16 protein-coding genes and 1 pseudogene are annotated in these 17939 nt (G+C 44.6%); 12 read left to right on the top strand and 5 right to left on the bottom strand.

Going from position 1 to position 17939, the window contains the following annotated elements:
• Positions 1-44: 44 nt before the first annotated feature.
• From JWQ85_RS19740 to JWQ85_RS19730, 3 genes are read right to left on the bottom strand one after another with little or no spacing between them, the layout of a single operon-like run.
• Positions 45-695 carry an SEC-C metal-binding domain-containing protein gene (locus tag JWQ85_RS19740; RefSeq protein WP_299471050.1) on the bottom strand — a complete coding sequence of 217 codons (651 nt, stop codon included), beginning with the start codon at positions 693-695 and terminating at the stop codon, positions 45-47.
• Position 696: 1 nt separating this feature from the next.
• Positions 697-1719 (bottom strand): adenylate/guanylate cyclase domain-containing protein, encoded by a 1023-nt coding sequence (locus JWQ85_RS19735; RefSeq protein ID WP_299471048.1) that lies wholly within the window; start codon positions 1717-1719, stop codon positions 697-699.
• 4 nt (positions 1720-1723) lie between these two features.
• Positions 1724-2215, bottom strand: a complete 492-nt coding sequence (locus tag JWQ85_RS19730) for a Pycsar system effector family protein (protein ID WP_299471046.1) — start codon at positions 2213-2215, stop codon at positions 1724-1726.
• 228 nt (positions 2216-2443) lie between these two features.
• On the opposite strand from JWQ85_RS19730, the gene JWQ85_RS19725 reads away from it, so the two are divergent.
• Genes JWQ85_RS19725 through JWQ85_RS19705 form a run of 5 tightly spaced genes read left to right on the top strand, consistent with a single transcriptional unit; the run spans position 2444 to position 8542 of the window.
• Positions 2444-2995: a hypothetical protein gene (locus JWQ85_RS19725; protein ID WP_299471044.1), complete on the top strand. Its 552-nt coding sequence runs from the start codon at positions 2444-2446 to the stop codon at positions 2993-2995.
• Complete coding sequence (locus JWQ85_RS19720) at positions 2988-5159, top strand: DEAD/DEAH box helicase (protein WP_299471042.1); 2172 nt, start codon at positions 2988-2990, stop codon at positions 5157-5159. The genes JWQ85_RS19725 and JWQ85_RS19720 overlap by 8 nt, the downstream gene beginning before the upstream one ends.
• Before the next feature lie 5 nt (positions 5160-5164).
• The gene (locus JWQ85_RS19715; RefSeq protein ID WP_299471040.1) at positions 5165-6817 is read left to right on the top strand and encodes an ATP-binding protein; all 1653 of its coding nucleotides are present in this window, start codon (positions 5165-5167) and stop codon (positions 6815-6817) included.
• Positions 6817-7578 carry an HNH endonuclease gene (locus tag JWQ85_RS19710; protein ID WP_299471038.1) on the top strand — a complete coding sequence of 254 codons (762 nt, stop codon included), beginning with the start codon at positions 6817-6819 and terminating at the stop codon, positions 7576-7578. Before JWQ85_RS19715 ends, JWQ85_RS19710 begins: the two co-directional genes overlap by 1 nt.
• Complete coding sequence (locus JWQ85_RS19705; RefSeq protein WP_299471036.1) at positions 7571-8542, top strand: hypothetical protein; 972 nt, start codon at positions 7571-7573, stop codon at positions 8540-8542. Before JWQ85_RS19710 ends, JWQ85_RS19705 begins: the two co-directional genes overlap by 8 nt.
• Positions 8543-8574: 32 nt before the next feature.
• On the opposite strand, the gene dcm is transcribed toward JWQ85_RS19705, so the two are convergent.
• Together dcm and JWQ85_RS19695 are read right to left on the bottom strand one after the other, a co-directional pair.
• Positions 8575-9834 carry a DNA (cytosine-5-)-methyltransferase gene (gene dcm / locus JWQ85_RS19700; protein ID WP_299471033.1) on the bottom strand — a complete coding sequence of 420 codons (1260 nt, stop codon included), beginning with the start codon at positions 9832-9834 and terminating at the stop codon, positions 8575-8577.
• A gap of 52 nt (positions 9835-9886) precedes the next feature.
• A complete protein-coding gene (locus tag JWQ85_RS19695) occupies positions 9887-10312 on the bottom strand; it encodes a very short patch repair endonuclease (RefSeq protein WP_299471031.1) in 426 nt (141 codons plus the stop codon).
• A 151-nt stretch (positions 10313-10463) separates the two neighbouring features.
• Between JWQ85_RS19695 and JWQ85_RS21960 the strand changes: the two are divergent.
• From JWQ85_RS21960 to mobC, 7 genes and pseudogenes are all read left to right on the top strand, one after another.
• Positions 10464-11171, top strand: a pseudogene (locus JWQ85_RS21960) (DNA cytosine methyltransferase); the annotation flags it as partial.
• A gap of 57 nt (positions 11172-11228) precedes the next feature.
• A complete protein-coding gene (locus tag JWQ85_RS21955) occupies positions 11229-11795 on the top strand; it encodes a hypothetical protein (RefSeq protein ID WP_367186259.1) in 567 nt (188 codons plus the stop codon).
• Positions 11796-11798: 3 nt separating this feature from the next.
• Positions 11799-12422 carry a hypothetical protein gene (locus JWQ85_RS19685; RefSeq protein ID WP_299471027.1) on the top strand — a complete coding sequence of 208 codons (624 nt, stop codon included), beginning with the start codon at positions 11799-11801 and terminating at the stop codon, positions 12420-12422.
• Between the two features lie 23 nt (positions 12423-12445).
• Positions 12446-14059 carry a hypothetical protein gene (locus JWQ85_RS19680; protein ID WP_299471025.1) on the top strand — a complete coding sequence of 538 codons (1614 nt, stop codon included), beginning with the start codon at positions 12446-12448 and terminating at the stop codon, positions 14057-14059.
• Between the two features lie 181 nt (positions 14060-14240).
• On the top strand, positions 14241-14636 hold the full coding sequence (locus JWQ85_RS19675; RefSeq protein WP_299471023.1) for a hypothetical protein: 396 nt from the start codon (positions 14241-14243) through the stop codon (positions 14634-14636).
• Entirely contained in the window at positions 14621-15871 is a 1251-nt protein-coding gene (locus tag JWQ85_RS19670; protein WP_299471021.1) for a relaxase/mobilization nuclease domain-containing protein, read from the top strand. The genes JWQ85_RS19675 and JWQ85_RS19670 overlap by 16 nt, the downstream gene beginning before the upstream one ends.
• A 26-nt stretch (positions 15872-15897) precedes the next feature.
• Positions 15898-17877 (top strand): conjugal transfer protein MobC, encoded by a 1980-nt coding sequence (gene mobC / locus JWQ85_RS19665; protein WP_299471019.1) that lies wholly within the window; start codon positions 15898-15900, stop codon positions 17875-17877.
• Positions 17878-17939: the final 62 nt, after the last annotated feature.

Below are 17939 nucleotides of genomic sequence, written 5' to 3'. Positions count from 1 at the left end.
TCCTAAAATATTATTGCCGTGTGAGCATTTTCAATCTGCTTTCTTTAAGGCCCTTTATTTTTAAAGGAATGCAGATCCTCTTTTAATTTACCGTGACCGATTTTTGATAAATATTCAGAAGCCGCCATATGGCAATACTTGAATTTTTTTGAACTACCACAGAAGCAGGGGCTGTTTCGTGACGGCTGCTTTCTCAGCAATACACCCTCCAGTAATTTAATTGCTGTTTCAGCATCCGGTGCATTCATAGTTTCTCTGTAGAACTGCTGAACACCTTCAAAACCGTGGAGATACTCCTGATCTGCATAATGCCCCTCCCGTTCAAAATAAAGGTGATTGGCAAGGTAAGGGTAAAGATACCGCTGAACGAACTCTGTTAACGTTAAACCCTTCGCCGCATGATGTAGCAGCACGTGGTCGATAGCCACGCAACAGAAGCCATTTGGTGATATGTGCCGGTCAGGTATCCGTTCAATCCTTGATTCGGTTTCCTGAACAACTGGTACACCGTGTGGATAATTTGCCGGTGCTTTTAAGCTGATCTTAAATGTATCCCAGTAAACGCCTGTCGAATCACAGATATCAATTTCGCCGGCATAGCAGAGAGGGGTACCCTCTCTGCTGGTCAGTGTGAGTTTTGGGAAAAAATCAGACATCCGTGCAATATCTGTGGTCGCGGCTTTTTTGGGATTCATGTTACTGCAGATAAGGCTTGCTCTGTACGGCAATTGGTTTGAGGTTATCAGTATATCTTAGTACGTTGATCTCCTGGCCACGGCGTTTCAGGTTTATGGTGCCAAGCATAGGATTAGTCGAAATGTAGTCCAGGCTTTTAAGGTGTCCCAGCCAGTTGAAGTCATGCTGCGTGTAGTAAAAATTCTCTTCGGGAATAGTGAAAATATACCGGTTGTTTTCTTTGCCTGGGCGGCCGCATACCGGGCTGTAGAATGGTGTCGGAACCAGCGTTTTGATGTTATCTCCCACTACAACACCATTGCTTTCGGCATGCATTTGCATTTTAGCTGCCAGGCTGGTATGCAGACTGCAGGTTGTTACCTCGCTGATCTCAGCCATACCGGCCATTGCCCAAACCACATCTGCCGTCTTACCGTAATCAATGCCGATCCGCGTAAAAATGGTTTCAATACCCTGTTCAGTAAAAATCTCCTTCAGGTCATTTTTTACAAAGTAGGTAAACAGGCTGGCCGCTGTCAGACAACGTTTAGCCGCTTCAGCCGGATCCTGACTTTTGCCACCAAAATAAACAAACATGCCGTCACCATGCAGGCGCTGGATATAACCATCGAAGATCATGCAAGTGTGAATTGCCGCGCGTTGTATCGTGTTTGTAATAACCAGAACGGTTTCGGGCTCATATCGTTTAAACAGATGGGTTGAACCTTTGATATCGATAAACATAGAATGGATATAATGCTTTTCTATGTTACCGGTATTCTTGAGATGGGCGAAATCCGGATGAAGGCCAAGCTGCTGATTAAAATTAGGATGCAGGCCGAGCTCGTTCACAATATTCTGCAGACTGCTAAGTGGTCGGACCTGCTGCGTTTCGCTCAGCAGGCGTGTTCTCGTTTCTGCTTTTTGGAAATCATTCCGCACTCCGGCTATACCGGAAAAGTTTGAAAGGTTAATGTTGCCGGATTTTCGGTCGTTGGCGATGGCGGACCTGATATTGTCCGCATAACTTGAGTAAATGTCCATGATGTTACTTTTTTAGATTTATTAGCAATAGAATTAATAAGGGTATAAAAAGGGCAAACTGTATAATGATAAGAATGCTGGCCACCCGCAGGCGGGTAAATTTTATTGCCAGGCCTTTGGCCAGTGCTGATACCTGACACCTCAGATCGGTAATTTCCTGCGCTTCCGTCATCTGTTCGGATAAAGTGCCAAACTGCTGGGTACTCAGTTGTGCTACACTGCCGAAGTAATGGAGCGAATCTGTACCAGATCTCAGATAGGGTGTTGTGGCTGTTTTGGTGACAAGTACCGCAGCCAGCCCAAGGCAGATCTCGGCTCCAAGCATCAGATAAACACAAAGGGTGCAGTTTACCTTATCGGCCAGAAAGGGATATAGGGCCACTAAACCACCGGTTACGAAAACACCGAGCGCAAGCAGCACATTGCTTTTGTTGTTTACACTATCGTAATAGTGGTCGTATCTTCCGATACAGAATTTTAATCTTTCTTTTTCCATTTCAATTTCATTATGTATCACTGCTTATTTTCCGATGATGGATTTTTGCGTAATTTCACCACCTGTCCTGCTGGAATTTAAAGCGTTTCAAAAGGTATAGCTAACGAAAAAACCTTTTTTGCCACGGCCTTAAAAAAATTATAATGACCTGTATTAAAAATAAATTAGTGGCCGCGGGAAAAAACGAACTTTCATCAGCTATATGGTTGAATAGGTTAATTGAACGGTATGAATGAAGGCCTGCTGAAAATTCTGGATGCGCAAGACTGGGACGATGTCATCATAAAGCTGACCGCTTACGTTGTGCAATATTGTAAATGGAAGCAGTACCGATTACCAAAAGGACTGGAGGCTGAAGATATTGCGCTGTCAGCGATTGAAAAGATCTATACCGGCGAGCGTGCCTGGGATCTCGAAAAAGAACCTGATCTCCAGAATCATCTGCAAAGTGTGACCAATAGTATCATTATCAATGAGCTTCGCTCCGGCGCAGCAGGGGAAAAAAGGATAGACGGCATCGCCGACCAATATCATGCAGTGGAAAACACTGCTGACGAAGAACTCTACAGCAAACAACTGGACCAGGAAATAGCAGAGGCCATGCGGGGTGATCCGGTGATGTGTCTCGTCTACAAGGCGCTGAAAGACGGGCTTGCCCCGCGTGAGATCGCAGATGAATACGCTGTTGATATATTACAGGTCCGGCTTGCCCAGAAAAGATTAAGGCGACTGGCTGAAAAAGTAATTGATCAGTTATCAAAAGTGAACTATCATGAGTGAGAAAAAAAGTTATAAAGAAAAAATAGACCAGCTGCTGGAAGCGTTTTCGGAACTCATTAAAGAAGATATCGAAGAGGCCCGTGAGGTGCTGCGTGCTGCCGGAAAAGATCCGGACAAAATTGCTGAAAAGGGTTTACGGAAAATCAATGCTATTCAGAAAAAAGTAGCAAGAGCTCAAAAACGTAATGCCGGAGGCCGGGCCGGTGATGCCGGTGATCTTGCTTTTCCAGTGTTTATGCTGGACCCGGAAACCAGCGAGTTGTTCCTGTCTGATGATGCCGGAGAGGCGCGCATCCTTACTGTGGATGAAATATATGCGGTTATTACAGGAGGCACACTGCCTGATGGTATTGCGGGGTATACACCGGTAGTTGATGAGCAGGTACGAAGTATCAAATTTCAACGTCTTTTAAAAGAAATTGTCTTTAATATTCGTATGGAAGAGGACTGTGCAGCTGTCCGTCCCATACTAACGGGAGCAACTCCGGTTGAACTAGAACTGTCAGCGCTTAAACTAATTATGCAAACGGGTTATTACATTGCAGACAACAAGTGTCATGCAGTAGATCCGGAAGCTATCACCTTTAGTCAGGGCTTTTTACATGCTGTCTCCGCTCAGATGACGCTGCCGCTGCATATCGCACTGGATCTTTTTTCTAAAAGGGATGAACTAAAGCTGGTGAGGTTTGATCAGACGTCTTCGGACTTCACCCGGATTTTCGCTGCTGGTTCATATAGTATTGATACCAGTCTGTTCATCAGAGATCTTTATCCATACCAGCGCGATGGCGTCAGCTGGCTGCTTTATTGCTGCGTTAACCGTATCGGCGGTATTCTGGCTGACGACATGGGCCTTGGTAAAACAGCACAGGTCATCGCACTCATATCAGGCGTTATTGAAAGAAAACTGCTGGAACATATACTTATCGTTGTTCCGGGCACCCTGCTGGAAAACTGGAAACGGGAGTTTAAATTCTTTGCGCCGGAACTGATACCATATATCCACCATGGAAGCCAGCGGACAGGTTCACCCGCAGTTTTAAAGAAACAACAGATCATTGTAACTTCCTATTCGATGATCATTAATGACCTGTATCTGTTCAATAAGATCAGGTGGGGGCTCACCATTCTTGACGAAGCCAGTCTGATTAAAAATCCGGATGCAGAACGACGAACCGCCCTGAAAGCACTTTCTTCAGCAGTAAAGATCGCGATGACCGGTACCCCGGTAGAAAATTCTCTGACCGACCTCTGGTCGCTTGCAGATTATGTGCATCCGGGCTATCTGGGATCCAGAATTGATTTTAACAGCCGCTACGGGGCCAAAAATAACTTTGACCTGAATAATTCAGGTCTGGCAAGATTAAGAGAAGACATTTCTTATATCATGCTGCGCAGAAAAAAAGAAGATGTACTGGATAATTTGCCGGAAAAGATAGACATCCATCAGGCGCTGAGCATGCACGACAAAGAGATAACAGCTTATGAAGGAAAAAGAAATGACATCCTTTCGGCTGCAACTGGCGGGAATTCAGGATCTCACATATTAAAAATGATCACAGAATTAAGGATGTTTACGACACATCCTTTACTGCGGGAACCTGCGAAATTAGCTGCGGCGGGCATTGATGAACTCCGGAACACCAGCTATAAATTCAGCCGGATGCTGGAACTGATTCATGAGATCGCAATAAAACAGGAGAAAGTACTCATATTTACCGAGTTCCTGGATATGATAGATACCCTGAAACGTGTGTTGTTCCATGTCTGGCCGGTTGAAATACTTACTATCGATGGTCGTGTGGAAACAACAGAGCGCCAGGTCAATATTGACCGCTTTTCAGCAGCAGAAGGTTTTGGTATAATGATTCTGAATCCTAAAACTGCGGGAATGGGACTCAATATTACCGCAGCCAATCACGTGATCCATTATACCCGGCAATGGAATCCTGCGCTCGAAGAGCAAGCTTCTGCCCGCTCTTATCGAAATGGTCAGAAAAAGGGAGTAAACATTTATTACTTGTACTATGCCGATACGATCGAGGAGGTTATTGACGAAAGACTGCGCAATAAAACTGCTCTTTCCGGTGAAGTAATTACTGTAACCGATACTGAAAATATGGAAGAATATATTAATGCACTTAAATTATCACCAATAAAATAAAGATCATGATCGAATCAGAAGAAAATATATTGCCTCCCTCCGCAGCAAGACTCGCTGAAAGCCTGCGCGACACCGGGTATACTTTTGCAACTTCAGTTGCAGATATTGTCGATAATTCAGTTGCTGCAGATGCCACGCGGATCAACATCAGCCTTGACCTGGAAATGGGGCAGCATCCCGTGCTGATGATTGCGGACAATGGTAAAGGAATGGATCAGGACGAACTTAAAAAAGCCATGGCCTACGGTTCACCAAAACGCCCGGATCCTAAATCATTGGGTAAATTTGGCATGGGTCTGAAAACGGCTTCAACCTCGTTCTGCCGACGATTAACTGTGATATCACGAAAAGACGGAGAGCTAAACCTAAGACAGTGGGATCTGGATGTCATAGTTTCCAAAGATAAATGGTTACTGTTGCAGCCTGAAGAAGATACGTACAGTGAAGCCATAGAGTTTATGGACCTGGTTGCTGAAGGCGGATCAGGCACAGTAGTCGTTTGGGAAAATATCGACCGTCTTGTACGCACACATGCATCCGGGACAATGCGAACTCAGATTAACAGTATATGTGAAGACCTGAACGATCATCTGTCCGGCGTATTTTATAATTTCCTGGAAAAAGGAGATGATTTTTCGGATATTGCCATAAAGATCAATAATGTCAACGTAGAACCCTGGGATCCTTTCTGTCGCTGGATGAACGGCGATGGCGGTAGCCGTGTAGAGATCCACAGGCAGGAACCAGTGGACTATACCGTAACCAAAGCCGGAACTACTGAAGTATTGGGTACTTTTTACATAAATGTTTACATCCTTCCGAATAAAAACACACTCAGTACTGACGAAGTAAACAGGTCCAGATACAGTCTGGACAACCAGGGATTTCACATTTTTCGGGAAGGCCGAATGATTTTTTCCGGTGGCTGGCCTAACAGGCTATTTGTAAAAGACCCTCACCTGAACCTGATCCGGGTCGAACTTTCATTCGATCATAAACTGGATGACATCTTCCAGATTGACATTAAGAAATCACGGATCGATTTTCCGAAGAATATTCAGGAACTTCTAAAAAAAATCATCACTCCGCCAAGACGGGAGGCACAAAAACGTTATCGGGCAGGCACACAGGATTCTAACACATCCGGTTATACCAAGCTGGGGCAACAGCACGAAAAGGCAAGCAATGCCATTGGAAAGCACCATGCAGAAACCACTGCACAGTCACAGGTCGGCTCAACAGACCGTGCAGCAGGCACCGCCCAAATCACCAACCAATTCGGTGTATCAAATGTCAGGCTCCAATTCAATGATAGTCCCAACCGTGTCGTACAAATCAGTTCCTCCCTTCAGGACGGCGTCTTATGGACACCTGGCCTGATAGAAGGAAATAAGCATGCGGTATTTTTAAATGAATCACACGAATTTTATAAACGATTCTATCTGGCAAATCAGGATAACGCTACGCTGATCCTTGCCATGGACTCTTTATTGTGGAGTCTGGCCGAAGCTGAACTTTGTGTGTATAACGATACGGTAAAACGTAACCTGGAAGAAATGCGGATAAGTGTTTCCAGATCACTGCGTACGCTGGCGGAAGAGTTGCCGGATATAGAAGATTCTGAAAATGATACGGACGACGATCAGGATAACGCTTAATGATTAATATCGAAATATTTCGGGCTGCTCTTCAGCAACAGTTGCCGTCTGAGCTGACAATAACTTCAGCCAATGGCGAGCTGCAGCTGCGCGATAAAAACATAGAGAACGGAAGGGGGTACCAGGTTCGTATTAATCGGGAACCTCGGTATTTTCAGGCAATATTTGAATTCGAGGATTATGCACGCCCCCTGATCGATCATGCGTCCGCACAAATAGATGCCGGAAAGTCTTTTTTAAGTGATTTGACAGATCGGTACCCGGCTTTCAGCGGTAAAATATTTCGGCGCACAACTGAAAATATACTGGATACCAGCTCACGAAAACAAGATGTGTGGTGGCTTGTGTTCGAATACAAAGTTGATGAAGAAGAGGCTGGTATGCTTACATTCGCCGACATCCTGCTTTTTTTAATTTTCTTTCTTTTTCCTTACCGGACTGAAGGAGAGGAAGAAGGTGAGCGGAAAGATACGATCAGTACTACTGTAGAACGCAGCCGGTTTAACCGCGCATTGTGCCTGGCCTTTCATGGTTACGATTGTAAAGCCTGCGGGCAAAATATGCGGCAAATGTATCGTGGGTTGAAAAGCGATTTCGTACACGTTCATCATCTGAACCCGGTTGCAGCCGCAGGTACGATCAGGCCGGATCCGATCCGGGACATGGTACCGCTTTGCCCTAATTGTCATACTGTTGCACATTCAAAAAATCCTCCGTATACTGTACAGGAAATTAAAGAGATGATTCAAGGCAATGGCTGACTACTCCCTGGACAAATATGAGTTCAAAAAATATTTGCTTGATGAGCTTTCTGACACACGTCAGGAGGAGCTGATCTTCTGGAAAAGGAATATTCCTATGCCCGTGGATCTTATTTACAACATTTTTGAAAAGAGAGGTAACTTATTTAGTACCTACCTGGATCATGTTGGTGCAGCATATTTGTTTGCCTGGACCGAAAAAAAAGAGGGCAGAAACTGGAAAGCGAATTTTCCTTCTCAGCCAACAAAAGAAAATATAGGTCAGAAAGCCCTGCTGCTGGATACATTCAGCAAATATTTTGAAGAATCGGGGGTTGGCGAGATGCTGAACAATTTTGCGGAATTATTTCTTCTTGAAAATTATCGTCCTGATTCCGCCGCTCTGGCGACGGCTCTTTGCCATGATGGCAGAAAATATAAGCGGTTGTATATCCCTCAGCCGGTTAGGGAAAAGCTAAAGCAGGTATTCCCGGAACTATTGACTGAAATGTCTCTCAGCAACTGGGATATGTTCTCAAATGTTATTGCCGATGAACTGAAAGTTTACCGTATGGGCTTTGCTGATGCATTCAATGGCATATTCATCAAACTCACGGAGTTTATCCTGAAAAGTTCGGAAGGAAAGCGAAAGCATTTGGTCAGTGCTACCGGATTTGACCTTGTGCAGGCAAAAAAGAATTCAGAGTCTCAGACGGCTCTCACTTATGATAGTGTAACAGATGGAAGCGCCTGGGAACCGGTATATACAGATGGTCGGACCACTGCGGTAATGAATAAATTGCACCCGTTTTCCGATCAGCTTAGGAAATGCGGCAGCGATGGGGAAGCAATTGTCAGCAAGCTGCTGAATATAATGGCTGAAAAAGAAAACCAGGTCATTCGTGACCGGGACAAAAAGATCATTGAATTATTCCGGCAGGATGTTTCGCGGGAACTCAGGATAAAAGCTGAGGAAGAATTGTAAACCACCGCCGCTTGCTTCTTGCTTTTAACTTGTTAAGCCACCTTGTGGCTTTTTTCCAGTCCGCCTACGCGTCTTAATGTATTGATAAGTTCCTCTCCAACCACCTGTATCAACGGCATAACCACAGAATTACCGAACTGACGGTAAGCCTGATTTTCTGACACCGGAATATGGAGCGAATGCTGTTCATCACTGGTATTGATCGGATACATCGGATAACCCTGCAATGCTGCAGCTTCTCTGGGTGTTAGTCGTCTTGGATTTTTTCCTTCCTGCGGGATGAGTATTTCTGCCCCGTCCTTATAGTACCTTGCACTGATTGTCCGGGACACGCCTTCAAGGTTGGTCATTCCAAAACCAAAACCATTTCCCTTGGCCTTATGTTTTTTGGCGTATTCCTGTAAGTAGTTCCAGAGCTTGTCGCTCAATGTATATTTGGGCGCAGGATCTGCTTCCATGATGCTTTTGAAGGCTTGCTTTTCTTCGGGAAAAGTCAGGTTGCCGAAATTAAATTGTACGTCCTGGCCAAATTGCCTCTTGTCAAATCCGACCATCATAATACGTTCACGATGCTGAGGTACAAAATGACTGCCATCAATGATCTTAAAATCAAGTGAATAATCAAGTTCCTCGAAAGTGTCTTTGATCACCTGAAAGGTTTTCTTTTTATCGTGTGATATCAGATTCTTCACATTTTCAAGGAAGAAAGCTTTCGGACGATGTTTGTCGATGATATCGGCTACATGAAAAAACAAGTTACCTTGTTTTTCATCGGCAAAACCATGATTCCTGCCCAGGCTGATCTTTTTGGATACACCGGCAATTGAGAATGGCTGGCATGGGAATCCCCCGCAAATTATATCAAATTTTTCAGGTATATAGGCTTTAATTGCATCTTTGGTAATATCACCAAAAGGATAATCACCATAATTTGCAAAGTAGGTCTGTTTGGAGTATTTATCCCATTCCGAAGTGAACACGCACCGGCCGCCAAGATTCTGTAGTGCCATCCTGAATCCCCCGATTCCCGCGAACAGGTCAACAAAAGTAAAGGATTCCTTGCCTTTTTCTACCGGTGTAAAAGGAATTTCATCCTTATTGAACATTGCTTTAAACACAGCATTGCAGGTATCAGAGACAGAAGATGACCGGGTGAAGAATTCATTTTTCGCAGCAACCTCTAACGCGGCAGCATAACGTTGATCGCCGGTTGAATGATAGTGTGTCAATAAAGCAAGATCCAGCTCATCCGGTAATTTTAATTTCGTTCTTTTCGTACTGGTAGCTGCCATATCGGTAAATATTCCGCATTTTTTAATTAACCTACAAACTAACAAATTTTTATCAAAAATCGGGTCTAATTTCTTTCAACAATTCAACTGTCCTTAACCTAAAGAGCTCCTGCGTTTTAATTTCACATTCCCAGATATGAATAACGTTCCAACCCATATCTTTTAATGCATTTTCTGATTTCTGATCATTGCTTTTGTTGCGGTTGATCTTTTCCAGCCACCATTCTGTTCTCGTTTTAGGTATCACAAAGTAACGACAGCCATCATGACCATGCCAGAAACAACCATGAATAAAAATTACAGTTTTATATTTCGGCAACACAATATCCGGTTTGCCTGGTAATTTTTTTTGATGCAGACGGTAACGGAAACCTGTGGAAAAAAGGAATTTACGGACACGCATTTCCGGCTTGGTGTTCGTGCTCCTTATCCGGGACATATTGAAGCTCCTTGTCGCTTTCGAATGTACGTCTGCCATATTTCTACAAGAATAAACTTAAGAAATTGTTGCAGATTATGTTCTGAAATCTCACATAATGCATAAAAATATTTCTATTAGCTAACCCCATAGTAGCAAAAACACATTTCTAACTGCCTCAATTTTGTGACCTGAAACACGGGTGGCGGATATGAGAGATGGGATACAAACATTAAAACACGGAAGTCTTTTTAGCGGCATCGGCGGATTTGACCTTGCCGCGGAATGGGTAGGCTGGACAAACGTTTTTCATTGTGAGTTCAATCCGTTCTGTCAGCAGGTACTTAAACATTATTTCCCAAAAGCACTTAGTTATGAAGATATCAGGAAGACGGACTTCAGTATCCACAAAGGAAGCATCGACATCCTCACCGGCGGATTCCCTTGCCAGCCCTACAGCCTCGCAGGGAAACGACTTGGAAAGGAAGATGAGCGCCACCTGTGGCCAAGCATGCTTAGAGCAATTCGGGAGATCAGACCGCACTGGGTTGTGGCAGAAAATGTTCTCGGGCTTGTTAGTTGGAATGACGGGGTGGTATTCGAGGAGGTGCAATCTGACCTGGAAGCTGAAGGTTACCAGGTTCAACCGTTCGTACTTCCAGCTGCAGGCGTCGATGCCCCGCACCGCAGGGAAAGGGTCTGGTTTATTGCCTACAGTGGTTGTCGCAGACGGGACAAGGGGCGGCGAGATGGTGACAGGGAGATCGAAGAAAAGATCATCCGGCCAGATCTTTTCAGCGAACCTGAGCGATCTGGCAAAGTCAGGATTGCTTCCAACTCCGACCACCGGGAGCAACCGGAACAGCAGGAATTCGATACAGAAGATCGGAGATGCTCATCAGAACCACGGAGTATCCCTGGGCCTGGCACAGGTGGTGGAAATATCGACGGGAGTACTGCCGAAAGAGTTCGACAATTGGGGACAGATCCCGGCTTTTTACAAAAGGCGACTACCGACACCGGTGGCTTCGGATGCAACCACGGGAGCGATAATAGGCAAGAACGACCAATTCAGGATGACCAGCGGGTTACCAAGAAAGATCAATCAGAACGGAAAAGATGGCAGCGTTGGACTGGCGAGGCTGGTTCAACTCCTCCCGACACCTACGGCGCAGGATTTCAAGAGAAGGGGCCCCAACAGCAAACAGCAGGGTTTGAGCGACACGGAGAACTGGATGGGTTTACTGCCAACTCCAACGGTGCGGGAATACAAGGGCGGCAGGCACCCGTACACATTAAAGAAAGCGAACCGCTCCCCTACAAACAGCCTTGGCGATACGGTCAACCATCTGACTGGGAAAGCTTCCCAACTCAATCCCCTGTTTGTCATGGAGATGATGGGTTTCCCATCGGACTGGACGGCATTACCTTTTCTAAATGGCGGATCGAAAGCATAAAGGCCGGCGGCAATGCTATCGTTCCGCAAGTTGCCCTGCAAATATTCAGAGTAATAAATGAAATGATGTTAAACATAAACGCATAGAGCATGAAAATCGAGTTAAAGAACATTCACTTCAGCGAGCAGCTAAGCCAGGAAACCAATGCATTTTCAGCTAACCTTTATATCAATGATGTCAAAGCGGGAGCCGCTTCCAATCATGGATACGGCGGCGCGACGGACTATCTGCCTTTCGATGACGAGGGCAGGAAACTGATACAAGAAGCGGAAGTCCATTGTAAATCGCTGCCGCCTGAAAAGTTTACCGTAGACGGCAAGGAATACACTATCGATATGAATCTGGAGCATTATATTGACAATTTACTTAATGACCATTTGCGACAGAAAGACCTGCAGCAGTTCCGAAACAAAGCCAGCAGGGCATCGGAAAAATCAATTGTCGTTGGCGTCCCCGATCAATCCTTTAAAACATTAGGATTAAAATTCCCGGTGGATATGCTGCTTATCCATCCCAAAGGTCCGGATATCTTAAAAGACATCCTGATCAAACGCGTCGCGTCTAATTTAAAAGAAGGCGAAATCATTATGAACACCAATATTCCCGAAAAGATATTAAAGGAAGCCGGGCTGAATGAAAAACAATATGCCGCCCCCAAACAAGGACAGGAGGTCAAAAAATCCAACCAGAAAAGAAAAGGCAGAGGCATCTGATTTAAAAAATTAACAAGTGAGCCATGAATAGCGAACAGGAAAAAGAACTGCTGGATTATCTCGCATCTTTGGGTTTTGCGGGAGAAAAGTTTAAGGCCCAGCTTCAAGAAAAACTGAAGCTGAACACGCCCAGTTTTATGGTGCCGGACAAGATTCCCTTTGGCGAAGAGCAAATGTTTTTTAAGCTGCATTTCGTCAGAGATCAACAGTTCAATGCCTACCGTTTACAACGTTACCAGGCGACACACCGGTCACCCGTCCTGCCGGAACATACAATAATTAACGGAGTTGATACAGCTGCGCTGGAAGAACGAATGAAGCTTCAGGATTGGGAAATGTATTTTAACAGACCAACAGATACCGCTGACACTCCCTCCATAAAAGATATGCTGGAGACCACGCAACTGCTGAATAAATTGTCGGAAGGTCAAAACTTTGATGGTATAGAGATACAGGAAGAGCTGATGTATAAATATTGGCCCGCCGAGAATTATTACAGCAATGGCAAAAGCGATTTTAAAACTTACCATGAGCGCAGTCGGGATTTTTCACCAAGCGAATATGGTATCTGCAATGCCAACTTAGCTTACCATGTTCTTTCCGGCCGGCTGGACGCTCTGTTTGAAAAGATGCGGTCAATGGACCTCGACAACTGGCCAGCAGCCGATCTTTACAATAAACTCGAACAAATCCTTTCTAAAAAACGGGAAGATTTTGAACTGAAGTTTACCAGGAATGAACCGGAAGGATATTCTGAAATTATCATCCCCGTGATTACCGTTGCAGATGAGTTTTCCGTAGCTAGTTACACGCATTCCTTTATACCTTACCCTGCGATTGAGCATGATATTTACAATGGGATCGACACTAAAGTATTGGAAGATCAGATGCGGGAGATCGACTGGCATAACGACCGGCAGCTCTTTATTTTCCATGAAGATGCCGAGCCGGAATTCACCCCACGGGTAGGTGATATACAGGAACAGATGTATCGTCTGAGTAAAGACATGGCGGGTGCTGATATCGCAGATCAGTTACAATTAAAATATTGGGCGGATGCCACATTCTTCAGTGACATGCTGCAACAATCCGCTTGGGATCATTTAGATGAGCTGCCAAAACACGTACAGGAATTTCCGCCTGAATTAAATGTAAAGGCGGGATATAATTTGTTATGCGGACGGGCCATACCTGAGAACTTAATGTACCCATACCGGCCTGAATCAGACAACTGGCTGAGGTTAGATCTGAATCATAAAGATGGCAATGGCAACTATGAAGTAAGGCAGACCCGTAGCTTCAGCAAAATTGAACTGGAAAATGTACTTGACGTTTTTCCGATACCTAACTCAAGTTACTACCCTGTAAAAAACGGATTGCTCAGGGGCGACCTGGTTTCTGTCAAATTTGCCAATGATAAAAAGGTATGTATGGAAGCGAGCCGTGAGCAGCAAACGGTGAATGTTTACACACCTGATATGCGGCTCATTCCAACCAATGTCCATTTGGATCCGGACTGGAAGCCATCACAAAAGGAAGAGAAAAACACAAATCAAACCGAACAAAAAAGTCCGATTCCTGCTAATAAATATCCGACTGTCAAGCGGTCTCAAAAGCGAAAAGGAAGAGGCCTCTAAACCTGTAATTTTTCGATAATGCATTTAAATAAGGCAAGGACACTGTTTTTTGCGTGTCCGGCAAGATGTAGGATTGTTGACAACAATCCCATCTTGCCGGACACAGCCGCTGGCCGCGCCGGAATAGAAACCCCTCCGGAATCGGGGTTTCTTCAAATATTGACCATTAAACTTTCGAGTGATGACGAAGGAGAAAAAGGAAAGACTGGAGTATAAAGTATTCACCCGGATAGGCAGGAAAAAATATGACGAGCTGATAGCTATGCTCGATAATTCCGACAGCAGAACCATAAGCGCTCTGCTGCGGGATATCCTGGAACATCAAAAAATTATCATCCATACGCATGATAATACATTGGACAAAACGATGGAAGAATTATCCGGCGTCCGGAAAGAATTGCAGGCCATGGGTGTTAATATTAACCAGGCTACACGCAAACTCCATCAGACAGATTTCAATACAGCGGAACTTACACAAGCACAGGAAATCCTGAATGGCTTTCAGCATACCGAAGCGAAAATAAATGTGCTGTTCGAATTAATAGATAACCTTTCAGAGAAATGGTTGCCAAAATAGTCTGCGGAAAAAGTATCAGGGGCGTGCTGAATTACAATGAGAATAAGCTGAGAAGCGCAGAAGCATCATTATTAATGGCCGCTGGCTTTCCGCGCGATCCTGACCGCCTGTCCTTTAAAAATAAGCTGGACAGGTTTGAAATGTTAACCCGGCAAAATAAAGATACCCGTACTAACACGCTGCACATAATGCTCAACTTTTCCAGGCAGGACAAGCTCGATGATGACATGTTAAAAGGTATCGCATTGGATTATATGGAACGCATAGGATTCGGCAACCACCCCTTTCTGGTTTATCAGCATTTCGATGCTGCACATCCGCATTTGCATATAGCTACCGTCAATGTTGCCGATGGCGGCCAGCGGCTCGAAACGCATAATATCGGTAAGAATCAGTCCGAGAAAGCGCGCAAGGAATTAGAGATACAATATGGATTAATTAAAGCAGAAGACCAGGTTCAGGAAACGGCCTATCTGCTTCAGCCAGTCAATCTGGAAAAAGTAATTTATGGTAGGGTACCAACCAAAGCCGCCATTTCAGCTATCGTACGTGAAGTAGTCGATACTTATAAATTCACTTCGCTGCCCGAATTTAACGCGGCCTTAAAGCAATTTAATGTTCGGGCCTATCGTGGTGCGGAAGGAACGATGATGTACGAGAAGGGTGGCCTGGTGTACAACGTACTAAATGAACAGGGAGAACCGGTCGGCATACCAATTAAAGCCAGTTCCATTTATGGCAGCCCCACCTTAAAGAACCTGGAAAAAAGATATACGCCGAATGATACCAGCCGCAAGCCCTATGGCCAGCGCTTAAAGCACTTGCTTGATAAAGCCATTGGAACATCCAAAGATACCGCCGGGCTGAAAGCCCAATTACAAAAACAAGGTATCCGTATCCTGTTCCGTGAAAATGTCCAGGGGAATGTTTATGGTGTCACTTTCATTGACAATGCTACCAGAGTGGTTTTTAACGGATCTGATCTCGGCAAAGCTTACGGTGCCAAAGCGTTTATGGAACGCCTGTCATCCGGCGCTACGACAGAAAAGGAACAACCAGAAATATTATTATCAGGGGCGATAGCAACACCACAACCTGCTGCTCAAAAAAACTATCCCGCGCATGACCGGCCTGTCATTGAACGAATGATGGATACGCTATTATCTACGAAGCATGGAGAATATGGATCTGATCCGTTCCGCAGGAAAAAGAAAAGAAGGCTACAGGTAGAATAAATATAATCATCATAAAGCTGTGAAGAATGAATACCGGAGAGAACGCAGAAGCTTTAAGAAAGATAACCGACCTGACACGCAAGGGCAGTATTATCCTGCTATGCCTGCATTTTTATATCTACTGTTATGCCGCCTTTGAATGCTGGCATTTAACGCAGCCATTTGTTCTGCGCATTTTATTGAACCTGGCAAAGACAGGTCTGTTCAAACACTTTTATATTTCAAAAGCTGCAGCACTGCTGCTACTACTGATCTCGCTCGTAGGCTACCGCGGGAAGAAAGACGAAAAGTTGAAGCTGACCACCGCGCTGAAGCATTTTATCGGTGGACTGCTGGTTTATATATTCAGCTACCTGGCATTAAAAATAACCGCGTCAGTACAGGTCATCGCCCTGCTTTATATGGCAGTCGCCACTATCGGTTACCTGCTTATACTCAATGGCGGGGCTCTACTGTCCCGATTAATAAAACAACAACTGGCCGGTGACATCTTTAATCGCTTACAGGAAACCTTTCCACAGGAGGAAAGGCTGCTGGAAAATGAATACTCCATCAATCTGCCAGCACAATATAACCTGAAAGGCAAGATCAGAAAATCATGGATCAATGTAATTAACCCATTCCGCGCATTGCTGGTATCCGGCACGCCCGGTGCGGGTAAATCCTATTTTGTGATTCGCCATGTCATCACACAGCATATTAAAAAATGCTTTACCATGTTCATTTATGATTTCAAGTATGATGACCTTTCAATTATTGCATATAATACCTATCTGAAATACAAACATCTGTATCCTGTTGAACCGGAATTCTATGTTATTAACTTCGATGATATCCACCACCGCTGTAACCCGTTATATCCTGAGAGCATGGAGGATGTTACCGACGCTACAGAAAGCAGCCGTACAACAATGCTGGGTCTTAACCGGGAGTGGATAAAAAAACAAGGTGATTTCTTCGTCGAGTCCCCCATTAATTTTGTTACCAGCATTATCTGGTTTTTGAAAAAATACAAGAACGGAAAATATTGTACGCTGCCGCATGCCATAGAACTCATGCAGATAAATTATGAGCAGCTTTTCCCCGTACTCAGAACGGAGCCGGAGATTGAAGTGTTGATCAACCCATTTGTAACCGCCTATGTCAATGGTGCTATGGAACAGCTCGAAGGCCAGATCGCCAGCGCGAAGATCAGCATGGCACGACTTTCCTCACCAAAGCTCTATTATGTCTTGAGCGGCAATGATTTTACACTGGACCTGAATAATCCTGATGCCCCCAAGATTATCTGTGCAGGTAATAACCCGCAAAAACAGCAGGTTTACGGCGCAGTGCTATCTCTGTACATCTCCCGCATGATTAAACTGGTCAACCGCAAGAAACAGACTAAAAGCAGCCTGATATTTGATGAGTTCCCGACAATTTATTTTAATGCCATGGATAGCCTGATTGCGACAGCAAGGTCAAATAAAGTGGCGACCTGCCTGGGTGTTCAGGATTTTTCTCAGCTAAGGAAAGACTATGGCCGAGAGCAGGCAGATGTGATAGCTAATATAGTAGGCAATATTATCAGCGGGCAGGTAGTTGGTGATACAGCCAAACAGTTAAGCGAACGTTTTGGTAAGATCATGCAGGAGCGCGAAAGCCTTTCCATAAACAGCCAGGATACTTCCATAAGCCGGTCAAAACAATTAGAAGCGGCGATACCCCCCTCCAGAATAGCTTCCTTATCTTCCGGCGAATTTGTCGGCGCGGTCGCTGATGATCCTACGGAAAAAATAGAGCTGAAAACATTTCACTGCGAAATACTTAATGACCATGATGCTTTAAAAGCTGAGGAGGATACATACGTGCCCATTCCAAAACCAAGAGAAATTACACAGGCAGAGATTGAAGAAAATTATATCCGCATCAAGCAGGAGGTGGTCGCTATCATTGACATTGAGATGGAACGAATATATGATACCCCTGAACTAGCGCATCTTTTGGTCGTCAGAGAGGAATAACAAGGTAATATTTAAGTGCAAGATATTATAAGCTTTTTATTATACATTTAATCAACCTTTTG

The sequence above is a fragment of the Mucilaginibacter sp. genome, from assembly GCF_028288105.1.
Taxonomy (GTDB): domain Bacteria; phylum Bacteroidota; class Bacteroidia; order Sphingobacteriales; family Sphingobacteriaceae; genus Mucilaginibacter.
Note: the sequence above shows the minus strand (reverse complement) of the source record. Positions and strands in the feature narration are given on the sequence as shown.